Below are 19,844 nucleotides of genomic sequence, written 5' to 3'. Positions count from 1 at the left end.
CGGGGTCCAGCGGTCCCGCGCCGTCGTGTGTCCGGCTGATTTCGGCCTTCGCGTTCCTTTTGCCAAGGGTTAACCCGTACCTCTTGACGGCCACTTGTCGGCGTTCCCACTATGTTCCTCATCGCGCAACCCATCGTGCAATGCGCAACAGCAGAGGAGCTTGTCGTGCCACACGAGGTCCGTGCCGTAGTCGCTGTGAAGAGGGGCGCACCCGTCGAGGTGCAGACGATCGTCGTCCCGGACCCGGGGCCCGGCGAGGTGCTCGTCGCGGTACAGGCCTGCGGGGTCTGCCACACGGATCTGCACTACCGGGAGGGCGCGATCACGGACGGCTTCCCGTTCCTGCTCGGCCATGAGGCGGCCGGCACGATCGAGACGGTCGGCGAGGGCGTCAGCGGCCTCGCACCGGGCGACTACGTGGTCCTGGCCTGGCGGGCGCCCTGCGGGGGCTGCCGTTCCTGCCGCCGCGGCCGCCCCTGGTACTGCTTCGAATCCCGCACCGCGGCCCGGCCGATGACCCTGCTGGACGGCACCCCGCTGACCGGCGCGCTCGGCATCGGCGCCTTCGCCGAGAAGACGCTGGTCGCGGCCGGCCAGGCGGTACGGGTCGACCCGGCCGCCCGGCCCGAGGCGGCCGGCCTGATCGGCTGCGGGGTGATGGCCGGTTACGGCGCCGCCGTCAACACCGGCAACGTCGGCCGCGGCGACTCCGTCGCGGTGATCGGCTGCGGGGGCGTCGGCGACGCGGCGATCGCGGGCGCCGCCCTGAACGGCGCAATGAAGATCATCGCGATCGACGTCGACGGCGGGAAACTGGACCGCGCGGAGCGGTTCGGTGCCACACACACCGTCGACTCGCGGGGCACGGACCCGGTCGAGGCGGTGCGCGCCCTCACCGACGGCCACGGCGTGGACATCGCGATCGACGCCGTGGGCAGCGCGGAGACGTTCCGCCAGGCGTTCTACATGCGCGACCACGCGGGCGTGCTGGTCCAGGTCGGGGTGCCCACCCCGCGGGCGACGGTCGAACTGCCGCTCCTCGACGTGTTCTCGCGCGGCGGCGCGGTCAAGTCGTCCTGGTACGGCGACTGTCTGCCGAGCCGCGACTTCCCGTTCCTGATCGACCAGTATCTGTACGGGCTGCTGGACCTGGGCGCCTTCGTCTCCGAGACGACGACGCTCGACCGGGTGGAGGAGGCGTTCGCCAAGATGCGCCGCGGCGAGGTGCTGCGCTCGGTGGTGGTCCTGTGAGCGCCCCGGACTCCCACGCCTCCCCCCGTGTCGTCGTCATCGGGGCCGGCATCGTCGGCTGCTCGCTCGCCGACGAGCTGACCGCGCGCGGCTGGCGCAACGTCACCGTCCTCGACCAGGGCCCGCTGCCCGCCCCCGGCGGCTCCACCTCGCACGCGCCCGGCCTCGTCTTCCGGACCAGCCCCTCCCGCACCCTCACGGCCTTCGCCCGGTACACCGTCGAGAAGTTCACCTCCCTGAAGTCGTCCGGCGTGCCGTGTTTCCAGCAGGTCGGCGGCCTGGAGCTGGCCACCACCCCCGAACGCCTCGCCGACCTGCGCCGCAGGGCAGGACACGCCGCCGTCTGGGGCGTGGCCGGGGAGATCGTCGACGCCGCGCGCTGCAAGGAACTCTGGCCGCTCCTCGACGAGTCGGTGGTGCTCGGCGGCTTCCACACCCCCGGGGACGGTCTGGCCCGCGCCCTGCACGCCTCCCGCGCCCAACTGGACCGCGCCACCGCACGGGGCGCCCGCTTCCTCGGCCGGCACACGGTCACCGGCATCGAGCGGCGGGACGGCAGGGTCACCGCGGTCGTCACGGACCGCGGCACCTTCCCCGCCGACCACGTCGTCTCCGCGGCCGGTTTCTGGGGGCCGGTCGTCGGCCGCATGGCCGGCGTCGACGTCCCGCTGCAACCGCTGGCCCACCAGTACGCGAGGACCGGGCCGCTGCCCGAGCTGAGCGGCGCCACGGCGGAGGCGTCGAGGCCGATCCTGCGCTTCCAGGACCGCGACCTGTACTTCCGCGAGCACACCGACCGCCTCGGCATCGGCTCCTACGCCCACCGTCCGCTGCCCGTCGACCCGTTCACCGTCCCCGCCTACGACGAGGCGCTCGCCCGGAACATGGCCATGCCCTCGTCGTACCCCTTCACCCCGGACGACTGGGCGCCCAGCTGGCAGGAGTGCCGCCGGCTCATGCCCGGCCTGCACGCGGCCGGGATCGAGTCGGGGTTCAACGGCGTCTTCTCCTTCACCCCGGACGGCATGCCGGTCCTCGGCGAGTCCCGCACCCTGCGGGGCTTCTGGCTGGCGGAGGCGGTCTGGGTCACGCACTCCGCCGGTGTCGCCAGGGCCGTCGCCGAGTGGATGGTCGACGGGCGGCCCTCGCTCGACGTACACGAGTGCGACCTCACGCGGTTCGAGGAGGCGCAGCGGTCACCGGCATATGTGCGGGAACGCGGTGCGCGGCAGTTCGTCGAGGTGTACGACGTGCTGCACCCGCTCCAGCCGATGGACCGGCCGCGCCCGCTCAGGGTCAGCCCGTTCCACACCCGGCAGCGGGCACTCGGCGCCCACTTCCTGGAGGGCGGCGGCTGGGAGCGCCCGCACTGGTACGAGGCGAACGCCCCGCTTGCCGAAGGGCTGCGCCTGCCCGGCCGCGACGCCTGGTCGGCCCGCCACTGGTCGCCGATCGCGGCGGCGGAGGCACGGGCCACCCGCGAGAGGGTCGCCCTCTACGACATGACCCCGCTGCGCCGCCTGGAGGTCACCGGCGCCGGGGCCCTCGCCTTCCTGGACCGCATGACCAGCAACAACCTCCGCAAGAAGCCCGGCGCGGTCACCTACACCCTCCTCCTCGACGAGACCGGCGGCATCCGCTCCGACCTCACCGTCGCCCGTCTCGCCCCCGACCGCTTCCAGGTCGGCGCCAACTCGCCCGCCGACCTCGACCACCTGCTGCGCCACGCCCCGGACGGCGTCCACGTCAGGGACATCACCTCCGGCACCTGCTGCGTCGGCGTCTGGGGCCCGCTCGCCCGCGACCTCGTCCAGCCGCTGACCCCGGACGACTTCTCGCACGAGGCGTTCGGCTACTTCCGCGCCAGGCAGACCTACCTCGGCCATGTCCCGGTCACGGCCCTGCGGCTGAGCTACGTCGGTGAACTCGGCTGGGAGCTGTACACCACCGCCGATCTGGGACTGCGGCTCTGGGACACGCTCTGGGAGGCCGGCCGCGACCTCGGGGTGGTCGCGGCCGGGCGTTCGGCCCTCGACTCCCTGCGCCTGGAGAAGGGGTACCGGGCCTGGGGCACCGACATGACCGTCGAGCACCGTCCCCAGGAGGCGGGGGTCGGCTTCGCGGTCCGCATGGACAAGGCGGACTTCGTCGGCCGGGCCGCGCTGGAGCACGCGGGCGAGCCGGTCCGGCGCCTGACGCCGCTCCTCCTCGACGACCCCGCCGCGGTGGTCATGGGCAAGGAACCGGTCCATGTCGACGGCGCGCCCGCCGGTTACGTGACCAGCGCCTCGTACGGCTACACGCTCGGCCGCTGCGTCGCGTACGCCTGGCTGCCGGCCGGCCTGGCCACCGGTACCGGCGTGCACGTGGAGTACTTCGGCGAGAAGATGCCCGCCACGGTCGCCGACGAGCCCCTGTTCGATCCGAAGATGACCCGCATCCGCCGCTAGGGGGTGTCGTTCGGATCATGCCGGTGAGCACCGCCGATCTCCCACGACCTGATCGAACCGACATCCCCCAGGAGGTCCCTGTTGTCCCCCACGTACGACGTGATCGTCATCGGTCTGGGCGGCATGGGCAGCGCCGCCGCCCATCACCTGTCCGCCCGGGGCGCCCGCGTGCTCGGCCTGGAGAAGTTCGGCCCGGTGCACAACCGGGGCTCCAGCCACGGCGGTTCCCGCATCACCCGGCAGTCGTACTTCGAGGACCCGGCGTACGTGCCGCTGCTCCTGCGCGCCTACGAGCTGTACGAGGACCTGGAGCGGGCCACCGGCCGGGAGATCGCCCTCCTGTGCGGCGGGGTGATGGTCGGCCGCCCCGACTCGTGGACCGTCTCCGGCTCACTGCGCTCGGCGCGCGAGTGGGACCTGCCGCACGAGATGCTGGACGCCCGGGAGATCCGCCGCCGCTTCCCGACGCTCACGCCCGAGGACGACGAGGTCGCGCTCCACGAGGCCAGGGCCGGGCTCCTGCGCCCCGAGAACACCGTCGCCGCCCATCTCCAGCTCGCCACCCGGCAGGGCGCCGACCTGCACTTCGACGAGCCGATGACGCGCTGGGAGCCGTACCGGGACGGCGTGCGGGTGCACACCGCCGAGAACACCTACACCGCCTCCCAGCTGGTGCTCTGCCCGGGTGCGTGGGCACCGCGGCTGCTCGCCGACCTCGGGGTGCCGTTCACGGTCGAGCGGCAGGTCATGTACTGGTTCCGGCCGAGGGGCGGGGTCCGGCCCTTCCTCCCCGCGCACCAGCCGATCTACATCTGGGAGGACACGGCCGGCGTCCAGGTCTACGGCTTCCCGGCCATCGACGGCCCCGACGGCGGTGCCAAGGTCGCCTTCTTCCGCAAGGGCCGGGCCACCACTCCCGAGACCATCGACCGGACCGTGCACGACCACGAGATCCAGGCCATGGCGGATCACATGTCCGGCCGTGTCCCCGCTCTGCCCGGGACCTTTCTGAAGGCCGTGACCTGCATGTACACCACCACGCCCGATGAGCACTTCGTCATCGCCCGGCATCCCGCGCACCCCGGATCGGTCACGGTGGCCTGCGGTTTCTCCGGGCACGGGTTCAAGTTCGTGCCCGTCGTCGGGGAGATCCTCGCCGACTTGGCGCTGACCGGCGCGACCGCGCACCCCATCGCCCTCTTCGACCCTGCCCGCCCGACCGCCGCGCCCGCCGGAGGAGCACGCACATGACGACGACTCCCCCCTCCCCCAGCCTCATCGCGACCCTGCCGGGCCACTACTACACCGATCCGGAGATCTTCCGCGAGGAGCAGCGGCACGTCTTCGAGTCGATGTGGTTCTGCGCCGTGCGCGGCGCGGACCTGGAGCGGCCCGGGGCCTTCCGCACCGTGCAGGTGGGCCGCGAGAGCGTCGTCGTCACCCGCACCCGCGCGGGCGACCTGCGTGCCTTCCTCAACATCTGCCGGCACCGCGGGGCCCGGCTGTGCCTGGCGGAGTCCGGCGAGGTGCGCCGCACCCTCCAGTGCCCCTACCACGCGTGGACGTACGGCCTCGACGGCAGGCTGGTGGCCGCGCCCCATCTGACGAGCATGCCGGACATCGACCGTTCCGCGTACGGCCTGGTCGCGGTCGCCCTGCGCGAGTGGCTCGGCTACGCCTGGGTGTGCCTGGCCGACGAGCCGCCCTCCTTCGAGGAGACGGTGCGCGGCGCGGCCGTCGAACGGCTCGGCGATCCGGCCGCGATCGAGCAGTACGGGACCGAAAAGCTGGCCCTCGGCCGGCGCGTCAGGTACGACGTGCGGGCCAACTGGAAGCTCATCGTCGAGAACTTCATGGAGTGCTACCACTGCGCGACCATCCACCCCGAACTCACCGAGGTGCTACCGGAGTTCGCCGACGGCTACGCGGCGCAGTACTACGTGGGCCACGGCGCCGGGTTCGGGGACGGGGTGCGGGGCTTCACCGTGGACGGCAGCGAGGGCTTCGGCAGGCTGCCCGAGGTGTCGCCGGAGCAGGACCGCCGCTACTACGCCATCACCGTGAAGCCGACGGTCTTCGTCAACCTCGTCCCGGACCATGTGATCCTGCACCGCATGTTCCCGCTCGCCGAGGACCGCACGGTCGTCGAGTGCGACTGGCTGTACGCGCCCGAGGTCGTGGCGTCGGGGGCCGACCTGTCGAAGTCGGTCGAGCTGTTCCACCGGGTCAACTCGCAGGACTTCGATGCCTGCGAGCGGACCCAGCCGGCCATGGCGTCCCGGGCCTACCGCGCGGGCGGGGTGCTGGTGCCGACCGAGCACCACATCGGGATCTTCCACGAGTGGCTGCTGGAGCGGCTAGGCGGGTGACTGGGCGGGGCGTTTGTACATCCGGGTCGCCGTGATCTCGCTGTGCACCGCCTCGCCCTCCCCCTCGGCGGCCGGTGTCGGCTGCGGGAGCCCCGGCCGCAGATGCTCCTCCACGCTGATGTACTTCAGGCCCGCCCTGAGATCGGCGTCATTGCGCAGCCGGATGACCAGCGGGAACTCCGCGAGCGCGGTCGTGTCGAACAGACCGGTGGTGTAAAGGAGCTGCACGCCGAGCGCGTCGGAGACGGCCCGCTGGAGTTCCAGCAGGTAGGTGGCGTTGGCGCGGCCGATGGGATTGTCGAGGAACAGGGTGCCCGCGTGGCGGTGCCGGTCGCGGCCCCGGTCGTTGCCGCGCAGGGCGGCCATCGTGCAGTACAGGGCGATGGCCGCGGTGAGCAACTGGCCGCCGGAGAAGACGTCGCCCATCTGCCCGACAGGGACGCGCTCGGCGCGCAGCACGGCGTCGGGCTTGAGGATCTCCACGGCGACGCCCTTGGGCGCGAGGGCGGCGGCGACACCGCGCAGCAGCAGGGACATGCCGTCGCGGCGCAGGTCGGAGTTCTTCTTCACGGCCGCGCGGGTGGCCTCGTCGACGACTTCGCCGAGCCGTTCGGTGAGGGTGGCCTGGTCGGGTTCCTCGAAGCGGATGCGCAGGAACTCCTGCCCGGACCACTCGCCGAGGCCTTCCGGCAGCCGGGAGAGCCGCTGGGCGGAGCGGAGGGTGGCGAGGGCCGACTCGACCAGGCCGCGCAGCCGGTCCACGATCGAGTCGCGGTTGCGCTCCAGTTGCGCGAGTTCGTCGGTGAGGACGCGGAGCCGGGGCGCGAAGGCGTCCGCCCACTTGGCCGCGTGCTCGGGCAGCGCGGCGGCGGGCAGTTCGCGGATCTGCTGGCGCGCGGGGGTGCGGACCTGCTCGTAGCGGGTGGAGTTGGCGTGCCGGACGAGGATGTCGCTCGCCTCGCGCACGGCGGTCTCGGCGGCGGACAGGTCGGCGGCGCAGCCGCGCAGGGAGCGGCGGGCCTCGGCGGCGGCCCTGCGGGCCTCCTCCACCGAACCCGGGTAGGGCTCGTGCTCCTCCGGCTCCTCCTCCACGGCCTGCTCGCGCAGCAGGTCGCGGAGCATGGCGGCGATCTCGTCGAAGCCGCCTGCCGCGTCCTCGGCGGCGCGGTGCGCGTCGAGCAGTTCGCCGTGGGCGTCGCGGGCCCGGGTGAGTTCCCCGGTGCGGGAGGCGAGTTCGGCGGTGGCCGTGCGCAGCAGGGTCTGGGCGTGTTCGGCGTCGCGCGGGTGGAGTTCCGCGGGGAGTTCGGTGTGGGCGTCGCTGTCCTCGGGCGCGTGCCGTTCGGCCTCGCCGCGCAGCCGGCCGAGTTGTTCGCTCGCGCTCGACATCCGGGTCTCCAGGAGCTGCACCAGCTCCTCGGCGCGGGCCGCGGCGGCCTGCCGGGAGGGTCCGTCCGAGCCGTCGGGCGACTCCAGCAGTTGCCCGGCCCGGGTGCGGACCTTGTTGCTCAGCCGGTCCAGCTCCGCGCGTCCCGCGCTCTCGTCGCTCTCCGCTCGGGCCTGCTCGGCGCGCAGGTCGGCGCCGACGCCGACCTTCTCGTAGAGCTGGGAGGCGGCGCGGTAGGCCTCGCGCAGGGCGGGCAGGGACGGCTGCGGAGTGCCGGTGCCGTCCTCGGGTACGTCGTCGGGGGCGCCCGCGATCTCGGAGCGTTCGGCGCGCAGTGCCCGTGCGGTGCGGCGGGCGTCGTCGGCGGCGCGCTGGGCGGCGCGCCGGTCCTCGTCGGCGGCGCGGGCCCGGTCCAGGCAGGACTGGGCGCGGGCCTCGGACTCGGCGGCCTCGTCGGCGAGTTCCCGGAGCCTGGCCTGCCAGCCGGCCCGCTCGCGCAGCCGGAAGGCGAGTCCGGCGAGGGCGTCGGCGGCGCGCCGGGCCTTCTGCGCGGCCTCCTGCCGCTCGTCCCGGACACCCACGGCCTCGGCGGCGCTCTCGTCGGCCTCGGCCCGCACGGTGCGCGCCTCGGTCAGCTCGGCCTCGGTCTCCGCGGCGAAGGCGCGTGCCTCCTCGGCGGCGGCCGCCAGTTCGGTGAGGCTTCCGGCGGGGCAGCCGGTGCGCCAGGAGGCGAGCCGGGCCGCCAGTTCCCGGTCCTTGCCGAGGCGGGCGGCGAGGGCGCGGATCTCCTCGTCCCGCTCCGTCGCCCGCGCGCGCAGCGCGTGCCGCTCCTCGTCGGCGGCGTGCTCGTCGTGCATGGCGGGGTTCGGCGGTACGAGGAAGACGTCCCCGGTGCCGGAGCCGGGCGCCGGGGTGGGGGCGAGCAGGGCGGCGGCGGTGCCCACGGCCACGGCGGAGCGCGGCAGCAGGGCGGCGTCGCCGAGGGCGTCGCGTGCGCGGGTGTGCGAGTCGGGGTCGGTGATGATCACGCCGTCGACCAGTTCGGGCCGGGCGGCCAGCACGCGCGCGTGGTCGGCGGGGTCGACGGCCTGCGCGAGGTAGCGCCAGCCGGGCAGGGCGGGGATGCCGTGCTCGCCGAGGAACTCCACGGTGGCCAGCACGTCCGGGCCCGGCGGCAGCAGTCCGCCGTCGCCGAGGGCGCCGAGGATGCGGGAGTCGTCGGCGGCGGCGGTGCGCAGTTCGAACAGCTGGCGTTCGGCGCAGGAGACGGTGTCGTCGAGCAGTTCGCGCAGTTCGTCGGCGAAGCGGTCGAGTTCCTCGGATGTCAGGGCCCCTTCCGGCGCCCGGGGAGCGGTGGTGCGGCCGTCGCGTTCCGTGTCCCGGCGGGGCTGGGGGATGCCCGGCCGGGTCCCGGTGGCCAGGCCGAGCAGGTCGGCGAGCCGTTCCTCGGCGGCCAGGGCCTCGGCGGTGCGGCGCTCGGCCTCGTGGGCGCGTTCGGCCGCGGTGGCCGCGTCGGCGGCGCGGGCCGCCGTCAGTTCGGCGCGGCTCTCCGCGGCGGCGGCCTCGCGCGCGTGCTCGGTGGCCCGGCGTGCCGCCTCGCGGGCGGTGTCCCAGGCCGCGACGGTCGTCTTCTCGGCGTCGCTGGCCGCGAGGGCGGCGCGGGCGGGATCGGCGTCGGGCGCGCTGTCGTCGAGCCAGCCGGCGCGGACCGCCTCGGCGGTCTCCTGCTCGACCTCGGTGAGGCGCTGGCGCAGGTGTCCGGCCTCGCTGCGGGCCCGCTGCGCCTCGGTGGCGGCGGTGGTGGCGTCCCGGTGGGCGGTGTCGCTGACCTCCTGGAGGGCGGCGGACCGCTCCTCCCCCTCGTTGGCGTGGTGCTCGGCCTTCCCGGCCGCCGCGTGCAGGGCGCGGACGAGTTCGACGGCGGCCCTGGCGCGGGCGGCGAGTGCGGGGGCCGCGTCCCGCTCGGCCTCCTGGATGGCGGCGGACACGCGGGCGACGCGGTCGGCGGCGGCGCGGTGGCGCAGGACGGCCTCGGCGGCCTGCCAGGCGGAGTGCAGGGTGCGCGCGTCGGCGAGTTCACGCTTTTGCGCGGCGGCCGACTTCTCGGCGGCGGTCAGGGCGAGCGAGGCGTGCCGGTAGGCCAGTTCGGCGGCGATGAGGGCGCTGCGGTCCCGGGCCGACTCGGCGTGCGTGACGGCGTACGCCGCGGCGGTGACCCGCTGGGCGAGATCGCCGGCCCGCAGCCGCTCCCGGGCGCCGCGGGCGGAGAGCCTGCGGGCCAGGGTCCTGGTGCGGCGTTCGGCTGCGGTGTGGACGTCCCGGGCGCGGGTGCGGGCCTCGGCGGCCTCGACGATCCGGCCGAGGAGGTCGACGGAGCCGGCGGTGAAGTCGCGTTCGGCGATCAGCTCGGCGCGCCGGCCCAGCTTGTTGCCGAAGCCGCCGACCAGGTCGGCGAGTCCGTCGGTGTCGCGGGTGTCGGTGACGGCGCGCAGCAGCAGGTCGGTGAAGTCGGAGTCCTTCTTGACCGCGAAGAGGCCGGCGGCCTCGCCCTCGTCGGCGTTCATCTCGCGCTGGTAGCGGAAGAGTTCGGGGTCGAGGCCGAGGTCCGTGAGGTGCTCGACCCAGCGGTCGTGGATCTCCTCCCAGTGCACCTCCAGGTGCGGGTAGGCCTTCCCGGCCTCGGTGATCGCGTCCCGGAAGCCCTTCATGGTGCGCCGCCGGCCCCGGGCGCCGGAGACGCCCTCGACGGGCGGGCGGACGGCGGTGGCCTCGGCGACGGGCAGGTTGTCCAGGGTCAGTCCGGGGCCGGGTCGGAAGGAGTACCAGGCCTCGGCGAACTTGCGCGGGTCGTTGGAGACCTGGCGCCCGCGCCACTCGCTGGCCTTGCCGACGACGACGCACTCGCCGGTCTGCACATGCTGCCACTCCAGCGCCACGTGTCCGCAGTCGTCGGCGAGCAGGAACTTGCGCAGCACGCCGGAGCTGGCGCCGCCCAGGGTGTTGCGGTGGCCGGGCAGCATCACCGAGAAGATCAGCTTGAGCAGGACGGACTTGCCGCCGCCGTTCTCCAGGAAGAGCACGCCGGCGGGGGCGGGCCGGCGCGGCGGTCCGACGGGCTCCTCCTCGAAGAACTCCGCCTGCGTGGGCGCGGGGTCGGGCACGGGCTCGCCCACACCGCGCAGGTCAAGCACGGTGTCGGCGTAGCGCGCACCGGCGGGTCCGATGGAGTAGAGGCGGACCCGGGACAGCTCGTACATGGCGGACTCTCGTAAGTCTTCGTGAAGTCGGGGGCGTGGTGCGGGGCGTGGTGGCGTGGTGCGGTGGCGTGGATCAGGACGAGTGGAACGGGAGTCCGGCGTCGGCGACCAGTTCCAGGTCGTCCGTCTCCTCGGCGGGCAGCAGTGTCGCGGTGCCGTCGGTCACCGGGACGACGCCCAGTTCCAGCAGCTCGGCCATGGCGGCGCTGCCCGCCATGTCGCGGACCTGGAGCTGGTAGCGCGCGGTCGTGCGGTAGGTGCCGCCGCTGTCGTCGCCGGTGCGCTGGAGGAAGCCGGACTCGGTGAGGAAGGCGGCGGCCTTGCCGACGATGCCGGTGGTGGAGCCGGGGAGTCTGCGCGCGTCCTTGGTGGCACCGGTCGAGCTGCGCCGGGCCCAGATCCGCCAGGCGGCCTCCAGGCCGGGGGCGTCGGTGGCCGGATCGGTGTTCTCGCCGCGCTGGTCCGCGCGCTCCTCCAGCCTGCGGCAGGCCTGGCGGACGAAGGCGTCCACGCCGTTGACCGTGACGCGGCCGATGTAGCCGTCGTCGGCGAGGTCCTCGGGGCGCGGGTAGGCCATGGCGGCGACGGCGAGGTGGGCGAGGCCGTGCAGGAAGCGGTCGCCTGAGTCGGTGGCGGCGCGCCGCGCGTAGTCGCCCATGCGGACGGCGAACACGGAGTCCTCGGCGGCGGTCACGGCCATTCCCGCGCGCGCGGACACCTCCAGCACGATCAGTCCGAGGCCGGCCGCCACTGCGTCGGCGAGCCGTGCGAAGGGCGGGTCCTCGCGGTACCGGCGCAGCAGGTCGGCGTACTCCTGGTCGCGGGCGGGCGGCAGCTTGGGCTGGAGGCCGAAGGCGACGAGCCGCGCCGCGTCGGCGGCGTCGGCGGGCGTGACGGCGGCGGTGGCCGGCGCGGCACCCGCCTCCGGTTCGCTCCGGTCGACGTGCTCGGTCACGGTCGGTACTCCTCGCTGTGCTGGTGCTGGTGCTGGTGCTGGTGCCGGTGGTCTCGTCCGCGGTGCCGGTGCTGTCGGGTCCTCATGCCGCCTCCGTCCGGTCCGCGGCCATCCCCGCCGCGTCCAGCAGCGCCGTGCCGACGACGAGGTCGGCGCCGCCGAACTCGGGGTCGTCCAGCTCGGTGCCGTCGTCCACGGCGAACAGCAGCTTCGGCTCGCCCTGCCGGTAGGCGGTGCCGACCGGCGGGCTGGCCGCGTGGACGGCCAGCAGGGCGACGAGGTAGGGCAGTTCGGCGTCCCGGGCGCGGGCGTCGGCCAGCAGTCCCGAAAGCCGGCGCGGGGCGTCGTGCGGCAGGTCGAGCAGCTCCATGGCCGCGGCGAGCTGCTCCTCGCTGAAGCGGCTGTCGTCCGGGGTGGCGATCAGGTCGGGCTCCGGCATCTCGGCGCCCAGGTGCTCCCGTTCCACGGGCGGGGTCAGGAGGATGTCGACGAGGTCGCCGACCCGGACCGAGACCGGCGTGCGCAGACCGGTGCCGCGCGCGAAGAAGGCGTCGGTGACGCGGAGCGCCCCCTCCAGGGGCAACGGCAGGACGGGGGCGACGAGATGGCCGTACAGGTCCAGGCCCGAGGTCGTCAGGGGCGTGCCGAAGGCCTGCCGGTCCTGCTCGGCGCGGAAGAGCGGGCCGGCCTCCAGGAGGCGGGACTGGAGCTGGGTGTGGCGGCGGATGCAGTCCTTGACGATGTCGACCAGCTCGGCCGTGCGGCGCTTGTGCTCGGGGTCCTCGGACTCGTCGCGGGCCCTGCGGATGTTGGTCAGGATCGCGTTCTCGTGGCGATACCGGTCGGCGACGTGGTCAAGGGCCTCGGCGATCATGTCGGGGACGGCGCTGAGCCAGTCCACCGCGCGGACGTTGCGCCGGGTGGCGTCCAGGGCCCTGCGCAGGGTCTCGGAGTACTGCACGGTCCGGTACCTGGCCTGTTCGGCGGCGAGTTGGGCGTCGGCGAGGCGGCCGCGGCTGATCAGCACCTCCAGCTTGACCTCGGCGGCGATCTGGGCGCTGGTGACATCGGTGTCCAGGGCTCCGACGAGGACGTTGACCGCCTCGTCCGTGGTGCGCAGATAGACGGTGCCGCCGGGCCCGGGGACCTCTTCGAGCAGCTTGAAGTCGTAGTCGCGCCGCACATAGGCGCCGTCCGGCCCGAACGTGCCGTACACCGCGCGGAAGCCGCGGTCCACGCTGCCGACGTTGATCAGATTCTCCAGGACCCAGCGGGCCACCCGCTCGTGCTCGGCGGCGGGCCGTGCCGGGGCCTGGGCGGCGACGCGCGAGATCAGCCTGGCCACTATCTGGTCGTGGTCGGCGCCCGTGTCGAAGTCCATGTTCAGCGTGACGAGGTCGATGGCGGCGAGGGCGATTTCCGCCATGCCGTACACCGAGTACTCACCGGCGAGGTTGGCCTTGCGCGCGTCGAGGTCGTGCAGCGGGGCGGTGCAGGCGAGCGCGCGCAGGCGCCGCGCCAGTCCCTCGTCGGCGGCCGGTCCCTGGGCGGGGCGCGGCCCCGCGCTGAGCTGGGGCGGAACGCTGTCCGTCGATGCAGGCGAAGTCACGGTGCACAGACTAGGTCCTCGGTCCGACAACGACCCAAACGACGCAGATGCGCCCCGACGCGGCAGGCGTCGCCGGGGTTCACCCGTCGTCGCCGACCCGCCGCAGGTAGACCTCGACGACGCGCCGCAGCGAGTTCTCCAGGTAGACCGCGAGCAGCCGCTCGGCCTTCTCCCGGCCGCCGCTCTCCAGGGTTTCCAGGATCTCCGCGTTCCGCGCGATGTAGGGCTCGTGCAGGCGCCGCGGGTCGTCCACGACGTGGAAGGCGAGGCGCAGTTCGGCGAAGACGCTGCGCATCAGCTCGTCCGTGCGTTCGCTGCCGGCGAGGGCCACCAGTTCCCGGTGGAAGTGGATGTTGGCCGTACCGACCGCTTTCCAGTCACCCTCGCGGGCCGCCAGCCGCCCCTCCTCGACGGCCCCGGCGACCGCGTCCAGGCCGTACGGCGGCTCTCCGAGACCTCTGACGACGGCGCACTCGACGAGGGCGCGGGTGCGGTAGATGTCCTCCACGTCCTCGACGGTCAGGACCCGGACGAAGACGCCCCGGTTCAGCTCGTGGACGAGCAGGCGTTCGTGGGTGAGCAGCCGGAACGACTCGCGCAGCGTGTTGCGGGAGACGCCGAGCGCGCCGCCGATGCTGTCCTCCGACAGGCGGGTCCCGGGCGGGAAGTAGCCTTCGGCGATCCGACTTCTGAGGATGTCCGAGACCCGCTCGGCGGTGCTGGTCCGCCCGAGCAGGGCGCGATCGTCGGCCAGTCCCGTCAGCTGCTCTGCCATGCCCGGAATTCAACCGCAGACACCAGAACGAAACAACATGGGTATTGAGGGATCGTTGAACGATCCCCTACCGTGCCTTCAGTGCCGCCGGCGCCCCCACCGCCCACCGCGCCGCCGCCGCACCGAACGGCTCACTCTCGTCCAGCACCCTCCGTCCTCCCACTGCGAGGTGCCCATGAGTTCGTCCCCTCCACCGCAGGCCCTGCCCACCGACATTCCTCCCGGCACCGGCGAACGCGCCTGGGACGACGGCCCGTTCGGCTGACTGCGCGCCCTCGGCCCGCGGGGCCGCCGCGCCTTCGGGGGTGCGTTCGGCGGCTACGCGCTCGACTCGTACGACTACTTCACGCTGCCGCTGACCATGGTCGCGCTGGCCGCCTACTTCGGCCTGGACAGCGGCCAGACCGGCCTGCTCACCACGGTCACGCTGGTCGTCTCGGCGGTCGGCGGGGCCCTCGCGGGTGTCCTCGCAGACCGCGTCGGGCGGGTCAGGGCGCTGCTGCTCACCGTGATCACCTACGCCGTGTTCACGGTGGCCTGCGGCTTCGCGCCCAACTCCGGGCTCCGCCGGCACGGGACGCGTGGGGGCCGCCGCGTCGTGCGCGGCGAGGAACGCGCCGACGGCCACGTCCCAGCCGAAGCACTCCGCACGCGCGCGTGCCGTCTCCCGCCGGTCCGCCTCCCGGCGCGCGAGGAGCAGTTCCACGGCGTCCGCGAAGGCCTCGCCGTGGTCGGCGGCGACGGCCCCGGCGGAGCCGATCACCTCCGGCAGCGCCGACGACGCGCTCGCCACCACGGGCGTGCCGCACGCCATCGCCTCCAGCGCGGCCAGCCCGAAGGTCTCGGCCGGTCCGGGCGCCAGGCACACGTCGGCGGACGCCTGGAGCGCGCCGAGCAGCCCGCGGTCGGTGACGTGGCCGAGGAAGGTCACCGGCAGCCCCCGCTCCCCCGCCCGCTGTTCGAGCCGCGCACGCAACGGCCCCTGACCGGCCACCACCAGCACCGCCCGCCGCCCGCGCCGCCGCAGCGCAGCCAGCGCGTCGAGCGCCGTACCGGGCCGCTTCTCCACGGACAGCCGGGAGCACGTCACCAGCAGCGTCTCGTCCACGCGCGCGTACCGGGCGCGCAGTCCCGGATCGCGCAGCGCCGGGTGCCGCCCGGTCAGGTCGACGCCCAGGGGCGCCCGTACGACGTTGCGCGCCCCGACGCGGACGAACTCCCGCTCGGCGTACTCCGTGGTGCACACCACGCGCGCCTAGGTGTGTGCCGTACGGATGTTGAGGGCGTCGGCGGTGCGCCTGGCCGTCCGCTCGGGCAGCCCCCAGGTGCGCAGCACACCGTCGGTGCTCTCGTGGGAGACCATGACCGCGGGGACCCTGGCCCGCCTGGCCCATGTGCCGGTCCAGCGCAGCGTGGTGCGGTCGGACACCTCCAGGCGGTCGGGTGCCAGTTCCTCCAGCAGCGCGGCCACGCGCCGTCTGTCGGTCAGGACGCGGTATCCGCCGGTGCCCGGCAGCAGGGGCCCCGCCAGGGTGATCACCCGGCCCTGTTCGGTCTCCCGGTCGTCGGGGTGGGCGCCGGGGACGACGAGGACGGGGTCGTGTCCGGCCGCGCGGAAGCCCTTGCCCAGCTCGCGCAGCGCGGTGCGCAGTCCGCCGGACGAGGGCGCGACGAAGTTGGCGAGGCGGACGATCCGCAGCGCGCTCATGCCGCCAGCACCGCCTTCCGGGAGGCGAGCACGTCCGTGTAGTGCCCGATCAGCCGGTCGCCGACGGCCGCCCAGGTGCGCCCCTCGACGGTCGCCCGCCCCGCCGCCCCGTACGCGGCCCTCAGCACGGGGTCGGCGGACAGGGACCACACGGCGTCCCGCACGGCGGCGGCGTCGTGCGGCGGGACGAGCAGCCCGGTGCGGCCGGGGGCGACGAGGTCCAGCGGACCGCCCGCGGCGGGCGCGACGACCGGTACGCCGCTCGCCATGGCCTCCTGCACGGTCTGGCAGAACGTCTCGAAGGGGCCGGTGTGCACGAAGACGTCCAGTGAGGCGAAGACCCGGGCGAGGTCGTCGCCGGTGCGGCGGCCGAGGAAGACCGCGCCGGGCAGCGCCTGTTCGAGGCCGGTCCGGCTGGGCCCGTCTCCGACGACCACGACGCGTACGCCGTCCAGGGCGCAGGCGTCGGACAGCAGCTCCACCCGCTTCTCGGGGGCGAGGCGACCGACGTAGCCGACGATCAGCTCGCCGCCCGGGGCGAGTTCGCGGCGCAGTTCCTCGTCACGCCGGTCGGGCCGGAAGCGGACGGTGTCCACGCCGCGCGGCCACAGGCCGACCCGGGGCACGCCGTGGGCCTTGAGGTCGCGCAGGGCGGCGCCGGAGGGGGCGAGGGTGAGGTCGGCGGCGGCGTGCACGGAGCGGATGCGCCGCCAGGCGGTGGCCTCGCCCGCCCCCATGTATGTACGGGCGTATCCGGCGAGGTCGGTCTGGTAGACGGCCACGGCGGGGACGCCGAGCCGGGCGGCGGCGGCCATGCCCCGCACGCCGAGGACGAAGGGGCTCGCCAGGTGGACGATGTCGGCTCGGTGCCCGGCGATCGCGGCGGCCACGCGGCGGCTGGGCAGGGCGACGCGGACCTGGGGGTAGCCGGGAAGTGGGAGGGAGGGGACGTGGACGAGGGGGCACGGGGCGGACGTGTCCGCCTCGTCGCCGGTGACGGTGGCGGTGGCGGTGGCCGGGGCGACGACGACGCAGTCGTGGCCGCGGTGGACGAGGTGCCGGGCGGTCTGGAGCGCGCAGTGGGCCACGCCGTTCACATCGGGGGGAAAGGATTCGGTCACGATGACGACACGCATACCGGTGTTGTCGCCGCGCCGGACGTGCTCGCTTCAACGTCGATCTTTCCGGCCGGGGAACGTCCCATGAGCGTTGCCCCGCCCGCCCGCGCGGGCCCCGCCACGGCCATGTCGGCCTGCCCCGCGGGTCATCCGCCGTTCACACGCAGGGCCTGCCGGGCACGGCGCACACCCACCGGAAACCCTTGTCCCAGCCGGCCCGTTCGAGCCGGCGCCGACCGCTCACACGGCGGGCGCGTCCGGTCCGAAGCGGCTGCGTACGGCCGTCTGGACCTCGTCCTCCTCGGCCGGATCGGCGGCGAGCCTGCGCAGCCGTTCGACGACGCGGTTGTCGCCGGTCTCGGCGTGGCGGGCGGCCAGTTCGCGGGTGGTCTCCTCGCAGTCCCACAGGCACTCGACGGCGAAGCCCGCGGCGAAGGAGGGATCGGTGGCGGCCAGCGCGCGGGCGGCCCGGCCGCGCAGGTGGGAGGAGGCGGTCTCGCGGTAGATGTGGCGCAGTACGGGGGCGGCGCAGGCGATGCCGAGCCGTCCGGTGCCGTCGACGAGGGTCCACAGGGTCGGCGCGTCGGGGCCCTCGCAGCGTACGGCCTCCCGCACCGCGGCGAGGACGAGGTCGCGGTCCTGCGCCGCGCCCCGGCAGGCGAGCACCCGTCCGGCGGCGGCGCCCAGGGCGTCGGGCCGGTGCACCCAGCCGCGCGCCCGGTCGACGGCGGCGAGGCCGCGCATGCGTTCGTAGGCGGCGACGGCGGCCTCCACGACCGGGGCCGGGCCGCCGGAGACGGCGGCCTCGATCAGGTCGAGGGCGTCCGGGTCGTCGCCGTCGGCGAGATAGCGCAGGGCGGTGCAGCGGGCGCCCTCGGTGCCGGACCGCGCGGCCTCGACGATCTCGGGGCGGTCCCCGGGGCCGGCGACGGCCGTGAGGCAGCGGGCGGCCGGCACATGGAGCGCGGCGCCGCGCCCGACGCCCTGCTCGGCCCACTCGAACACGGCCCGCACGCTCCAGCCGGGCCGGGGTCCGGTGGGGTTCATCTGCCGCTGCCAGCGGTCGAAGCACCCCGCCTCCTGGGCGGCACGCACGCGCGTGGCGATCGATTCGCGGGGGTCGTCGGCCCACAGGCGCCAGGGCCGGGGTTCGAAGGCGTCCCGCACGGCGACGGCAAGCTCCGCCTCGCCCTCGGGGTCGTGCGGGAAGCGCGCCAGGACGGGCGCGGCGAGGGCGCGCAGACCGGCGTCGTCGTCGCGCAGCGCCAGCTCGTCCAGGGCCCACTCCCAGTTGACGCCGTGGGCGGCGTAGCGGCGCAGCAGTTCGAGCGCGTCCAGCCTGCCGTAGGAGGCGAGGTGGCCGAGGACCGCGAGGGCCAGCCCGGTGCGCGACTCGTCGCCGTCGAGCACGTCCTCGGGGTCGAAGAGGTGCGCGGCGATCGCGTCCAGCTCCCCGTTCAGGTCGAGATAGAGGCGGGCGTAGTAGAGGGAGCGGTTCTCCACCTGCCAGTCGTGGCGGGGATCGTGCAGCACACAGTGGTTCAGTGCCGCGAGCGCTTCGGCCCGCGGAGCGGTGAGCGCGTGCAGCGTGCCGTCACCGCGACCCCGCTGGAGCAGGCCGAGCAGCGTACCGCTGGGCGCTATGACCGGATCGAACATGGGAAACAGCCTCACATCAAGCGTCGACGCAACCGGGGAACACGCGTTACCTGGCTGTGCGCCAACACGTCGGAGCGCCCGCCGTCTCTTGCTTGCTGAAGACCATGTCTCTCTGCCTCTCGTCGATGGCCCTGCGGGCCGTGTTCACGGCCCGCGCGGTGCGGCGACATCTGCCCGGCCATCGTGTCCGTGAATCACGTCGTCATGATGACCCGGCGGTCACATCTGCCGCGACCGAAATATCGGCGGCCCGGTACCGCCTCCCCCGTTTTTTGTGTTTTGCCTGGTCAGAAAGTGTGGAGCAGACCCGTCGGTGCCCCGGGCCCGCGTCCGGTCACTGGGCGGCGAACAGCTCCAAAAGCTCCGTGCGGGCGAACATCCGCGCGGTGTCGACGGCCGACGGGGTACCGGCGGCGGGATCCGCGCCGGCCTCCAGAAGCGCCTTGGTCACTTCCGTCTCACCCTTGAAGGCGGCCCCGGCGAGCGGGGTCTGGCCCCGGTCGTTGACGCGGTCGGCGTCGGCGCCGCGCGCCAGCAGCGCGCGCACCGCGTCGGCGTGGCCGTGGTAGGCGGCGAGCATGACGAGGCAGTCACCGCGGTCGTTGGTGAGGTTGGCCGGGACGCCGGCGTCCACGTACGCCACCAGCTCCTCGGTCCGCCCCTGCCGGGCCAGATCGAAGATCTTGGTCGCCAGCTCCACGACCTCGGGGTCGGGGGCTTCACTCATCGGCCGGACCACCTCTCACTACGAACGTTTCGAGCGTCTCGGGGCATCGCCGAGACCTCGGACGTTGGGGACTACGTGTGCGCACGGCCGCGAGCGGTGCGGCCGTGCGAGTGAATCGCCAGGGTACTGGCTCGCGCCGCCCCTGGGCCGACGCGCCCGGGGCAAAGATCGGCACGGACACCGCGGGACGCAACAGGGCTGCTCAACCGGCCCACCGGCCACCCGAGCAAGTGGGTCAATTCCCCAGAATTTCCACCATTTGCACCTTTTATCGTATGGATACATCCTGTGATCCTGGAAGTACTCATGGTGACTGTCCCCGCAAACCAGGAGAACTCACATGATCCTCTCGATCTCAGGCGTGGTCCTGCTCGGCATCGTCGTCTTCATCTTCTTCCGCAAGGACGGCCTCAAGGCCTCGCACGCGCTGGTCGCGGTCCTGTTCGGGTTCTATCTCGCGAGTACGGCCATTGCCCCGAGCATCAAGGCGGGCGGCGAGAGCCTGGCGGGCCTCCTCGGCGGAATCACGTTCTGACGGTCCCCCTTCCCGCCCGACATCCGCACCCACGCACTTCCAGGAGG

General features: G+C 74.0%; 12 protein-coding genes and 2 pseudogenes. 6 read left to right on the top strand and 8 right to left on the bottom strand.

Features of this window, described 5'->3' with window-relative positions:
* The first annotated feature begins 165 nt into the window (after positions 1–165).
* The 4 genes from AC4IHM_RS28030 to AC4IHM_RS28015 all read left to right on the top strand — a co-directional run bounded on the left by AC4IHM_RS28030 (position 166) and on the right by AC4IHM_RS28015 (position 6,070).
* Complete coding sequence (locus AC4IHM_RS28030) at positions 166–1,251, top strand: S-(hydroxymethyl)mycothiol dehydrogenase (RefSeq protein WP_490869750.1); 1,086 nt, start codon at positions 166–168, stop codon at positions 1,249–1,251.
* Complete coding sequence (locus tag AC4IHM_RS28025) at positions 1,248–3,701, top strand: GcvT family protein (RefSeq protein ID WP_490869749.1); 2,454 nt, start codon at positions 1,248–1,250, stop codon at positions 3,699–3,701. The genes AC4IHM_RS28030 and AC4IHM_RS28025 overlap by 4 nt, the downstream gene beginning before the upstream one ends.
* An 81-nt stretch (positions 3,702–3,782) precedes the next feature.
* Positions 3,783–4,952 (top strand): N-methyl-L-tryptophan oxidase, encoded by a 1,170-nt coding sequence (solA, locus tag AC4IHM_RS28020; protein ID WP_490869748.1) that lies wholly within the window; start codon positions 3,783–3,785, stop codon positions 4,950–4,952.
* The gene (locus AC4IHM_RS28015; protein ID WP_490869747.1) at positions 4,949–6,070 is read left to right on the top strand and encodes an aromatic ring-hydroxylating oxygenase subunit alpha; all 1,122 of its coding nucleotides are present in this window, start codon (positions 4,949–4,951) and stop codon (positions 6,068–6,070) included. The genes solA and AC4IHM_RS28015 overlap by 4 nt, the downstream gene beginning before the upstream one ends.
* Here AC4IHM_RS28015 and AC4IHM_RS28010 read toward each other — a convergent pair.
* The 4 genes from AC4IHM_RS28010 to AC4IHM_RS27995 all read right to left on the bottom strand — a co-directional run bounded on the left by AC4IHM_RS28010 (position 6,059) and on the right by AC4IHM_RS27995 (position 14,050).
* Positions 6,059–10,711: a hypothetical protein gene (locus tag AC4IHM_RS28010; protein ID WP_490869746.1), complete on the bottom strand. Its 4,653-nt coding sequence runs from the start codon at positions 10,709–10,711 to the stop codon at positions 6,059–6,061. The two genes, AC4IHM_RS28015 and AC4IHM_RS28010, sit on opposite strands and share 12 nt — an antisense overlap.
* A 73-nt stretch (positions 10,712–10,784) precedes the next feature.
* Positions 10,785–11,666, bottom strand: a complete 882-nt coding sequence (locus AC4IHM_RS28005) for a hypothetical protein (protein ID WP_490869745.1) — start codon at positions 11,664–11,666, stop codon at positions 10,785–10,787.
* An 82-nt stretch (positions 11,667–11,748) separates the two neighbouring features.
* Positions 11,749–13,275 carry a hypothetical protein gene (locus tag AC4IHM_RS28000; protein ID WP_490869744.1) on the bottom strand — a complete coding sequence of 509 codons (1,527 nt, stop codon included), beginning with the start codon at positions 13,273–13,275 and terminating at the stop codon, positions 11,749–11,751.
* Positions 13,276–13,354: 79 nt separating this feature from the next.
* Positions 13,355–14,050, bottom strand: coding sequence for a GntR family transcriptional regulator (locus AC4IHM_RS27995; protein ID WP_490869743.1), 696 nt, complete (start codon positions 14,048–14,050; stop codon positions 13,355–13,357).
* Between the two features lie 265 nt (positions 14,051–14,315).
* Between AC4IHM_RS27995 and AC4IHM_RS27990 the strand changes: the two are divergent.
* Positions 14,316–14,606 (top strand): annotated as a pseudogene (locus AC4IHM_RS27990) (MFS transporter); the annotation flags it as partial.
* 15 nt (positions 14,607–14,621) lie between these two features.
* Here the strand turns inward: AC4IHM_RS27990 and AC4IHM_RS27985 are convergent.
* The 4 genes and pseudogenes from AC4IHM_RS27985 to AC4IHM_RS27970 all read right to left on the bottom strand — a co-directional run.
* A pseudogene (locus AC4IHM_RS27985) lies at positions 14,622–15,758 on the bottom strand (glycosyltransferase); the annotation flags it as partial.
* Positions 15,755–16,894 (bottom strand): glycosyltransferase family 4 protein, encoded by a 1,140-nt coding sequence (locus tag AC4IHM_RS27980; protein WP_490869742.1) that lies wholly within the window; start codon positions 16,892–16,894, stop codon positions 15,755–15,757. The pseudogene AC4IHM_RS27985 and the gene AC4IHM_RS27980, both read right to left, overlap by 4 nt.
* A gap of 222 nt (positions 16,895–17,116) precedes the next feature.
* Positions 17,117–18,535 carry a HEAT repeat domain-containing protein gene (locus tag AC4IHM_RS27975; RefSeq protein ID WP_490869741.1) on the bottom strand — a complete coding sequence of 473 codons (1,419 nt, stop codon included), beginning with the start codon at positions 18,533–18,535 and terminating at the stop codon, positions 17,117–17,119.
* Between the two features lie 334 nt (positions 18,536–18,869).
* On the bottom strand, positions 18,870–19,262 hold the full coding sequence (locus AC4IHM_RS27970) for an ankyrin repeat domain-containing protein (protein ID WP_490869740.1): 393 nt from the start codon (positions 19,260–19,262) through the stop codon (positions 18,870–18,872).
* A gap of 340 nt (positions 19,263–19,602) precedes the next feature.
* Between AC4IHM_RS27970 and AC4IHM_RS27965 the strand changes: the two genes are divergently transcribed.
* Positions 19,603–19,797: a hypothetical protein gene (locus tag AC4IHM_RS27965; RefSeq protein WP_490869739.1), complete on the top strand. Its 195-nt coding sequence runs from the start codon at positions 19,603–19,605 to the stop codon at positions 19,795–19,797.
* Positions 19,798–19,844 lie beyond the last annotated feature (47 nt).

It is taken from the genome of Streptomyces sp. SL06, from assembly GCF_058244745.1.
This window is presented reverse-complemented; position numbering and strand designations above follow the sequence as displayed.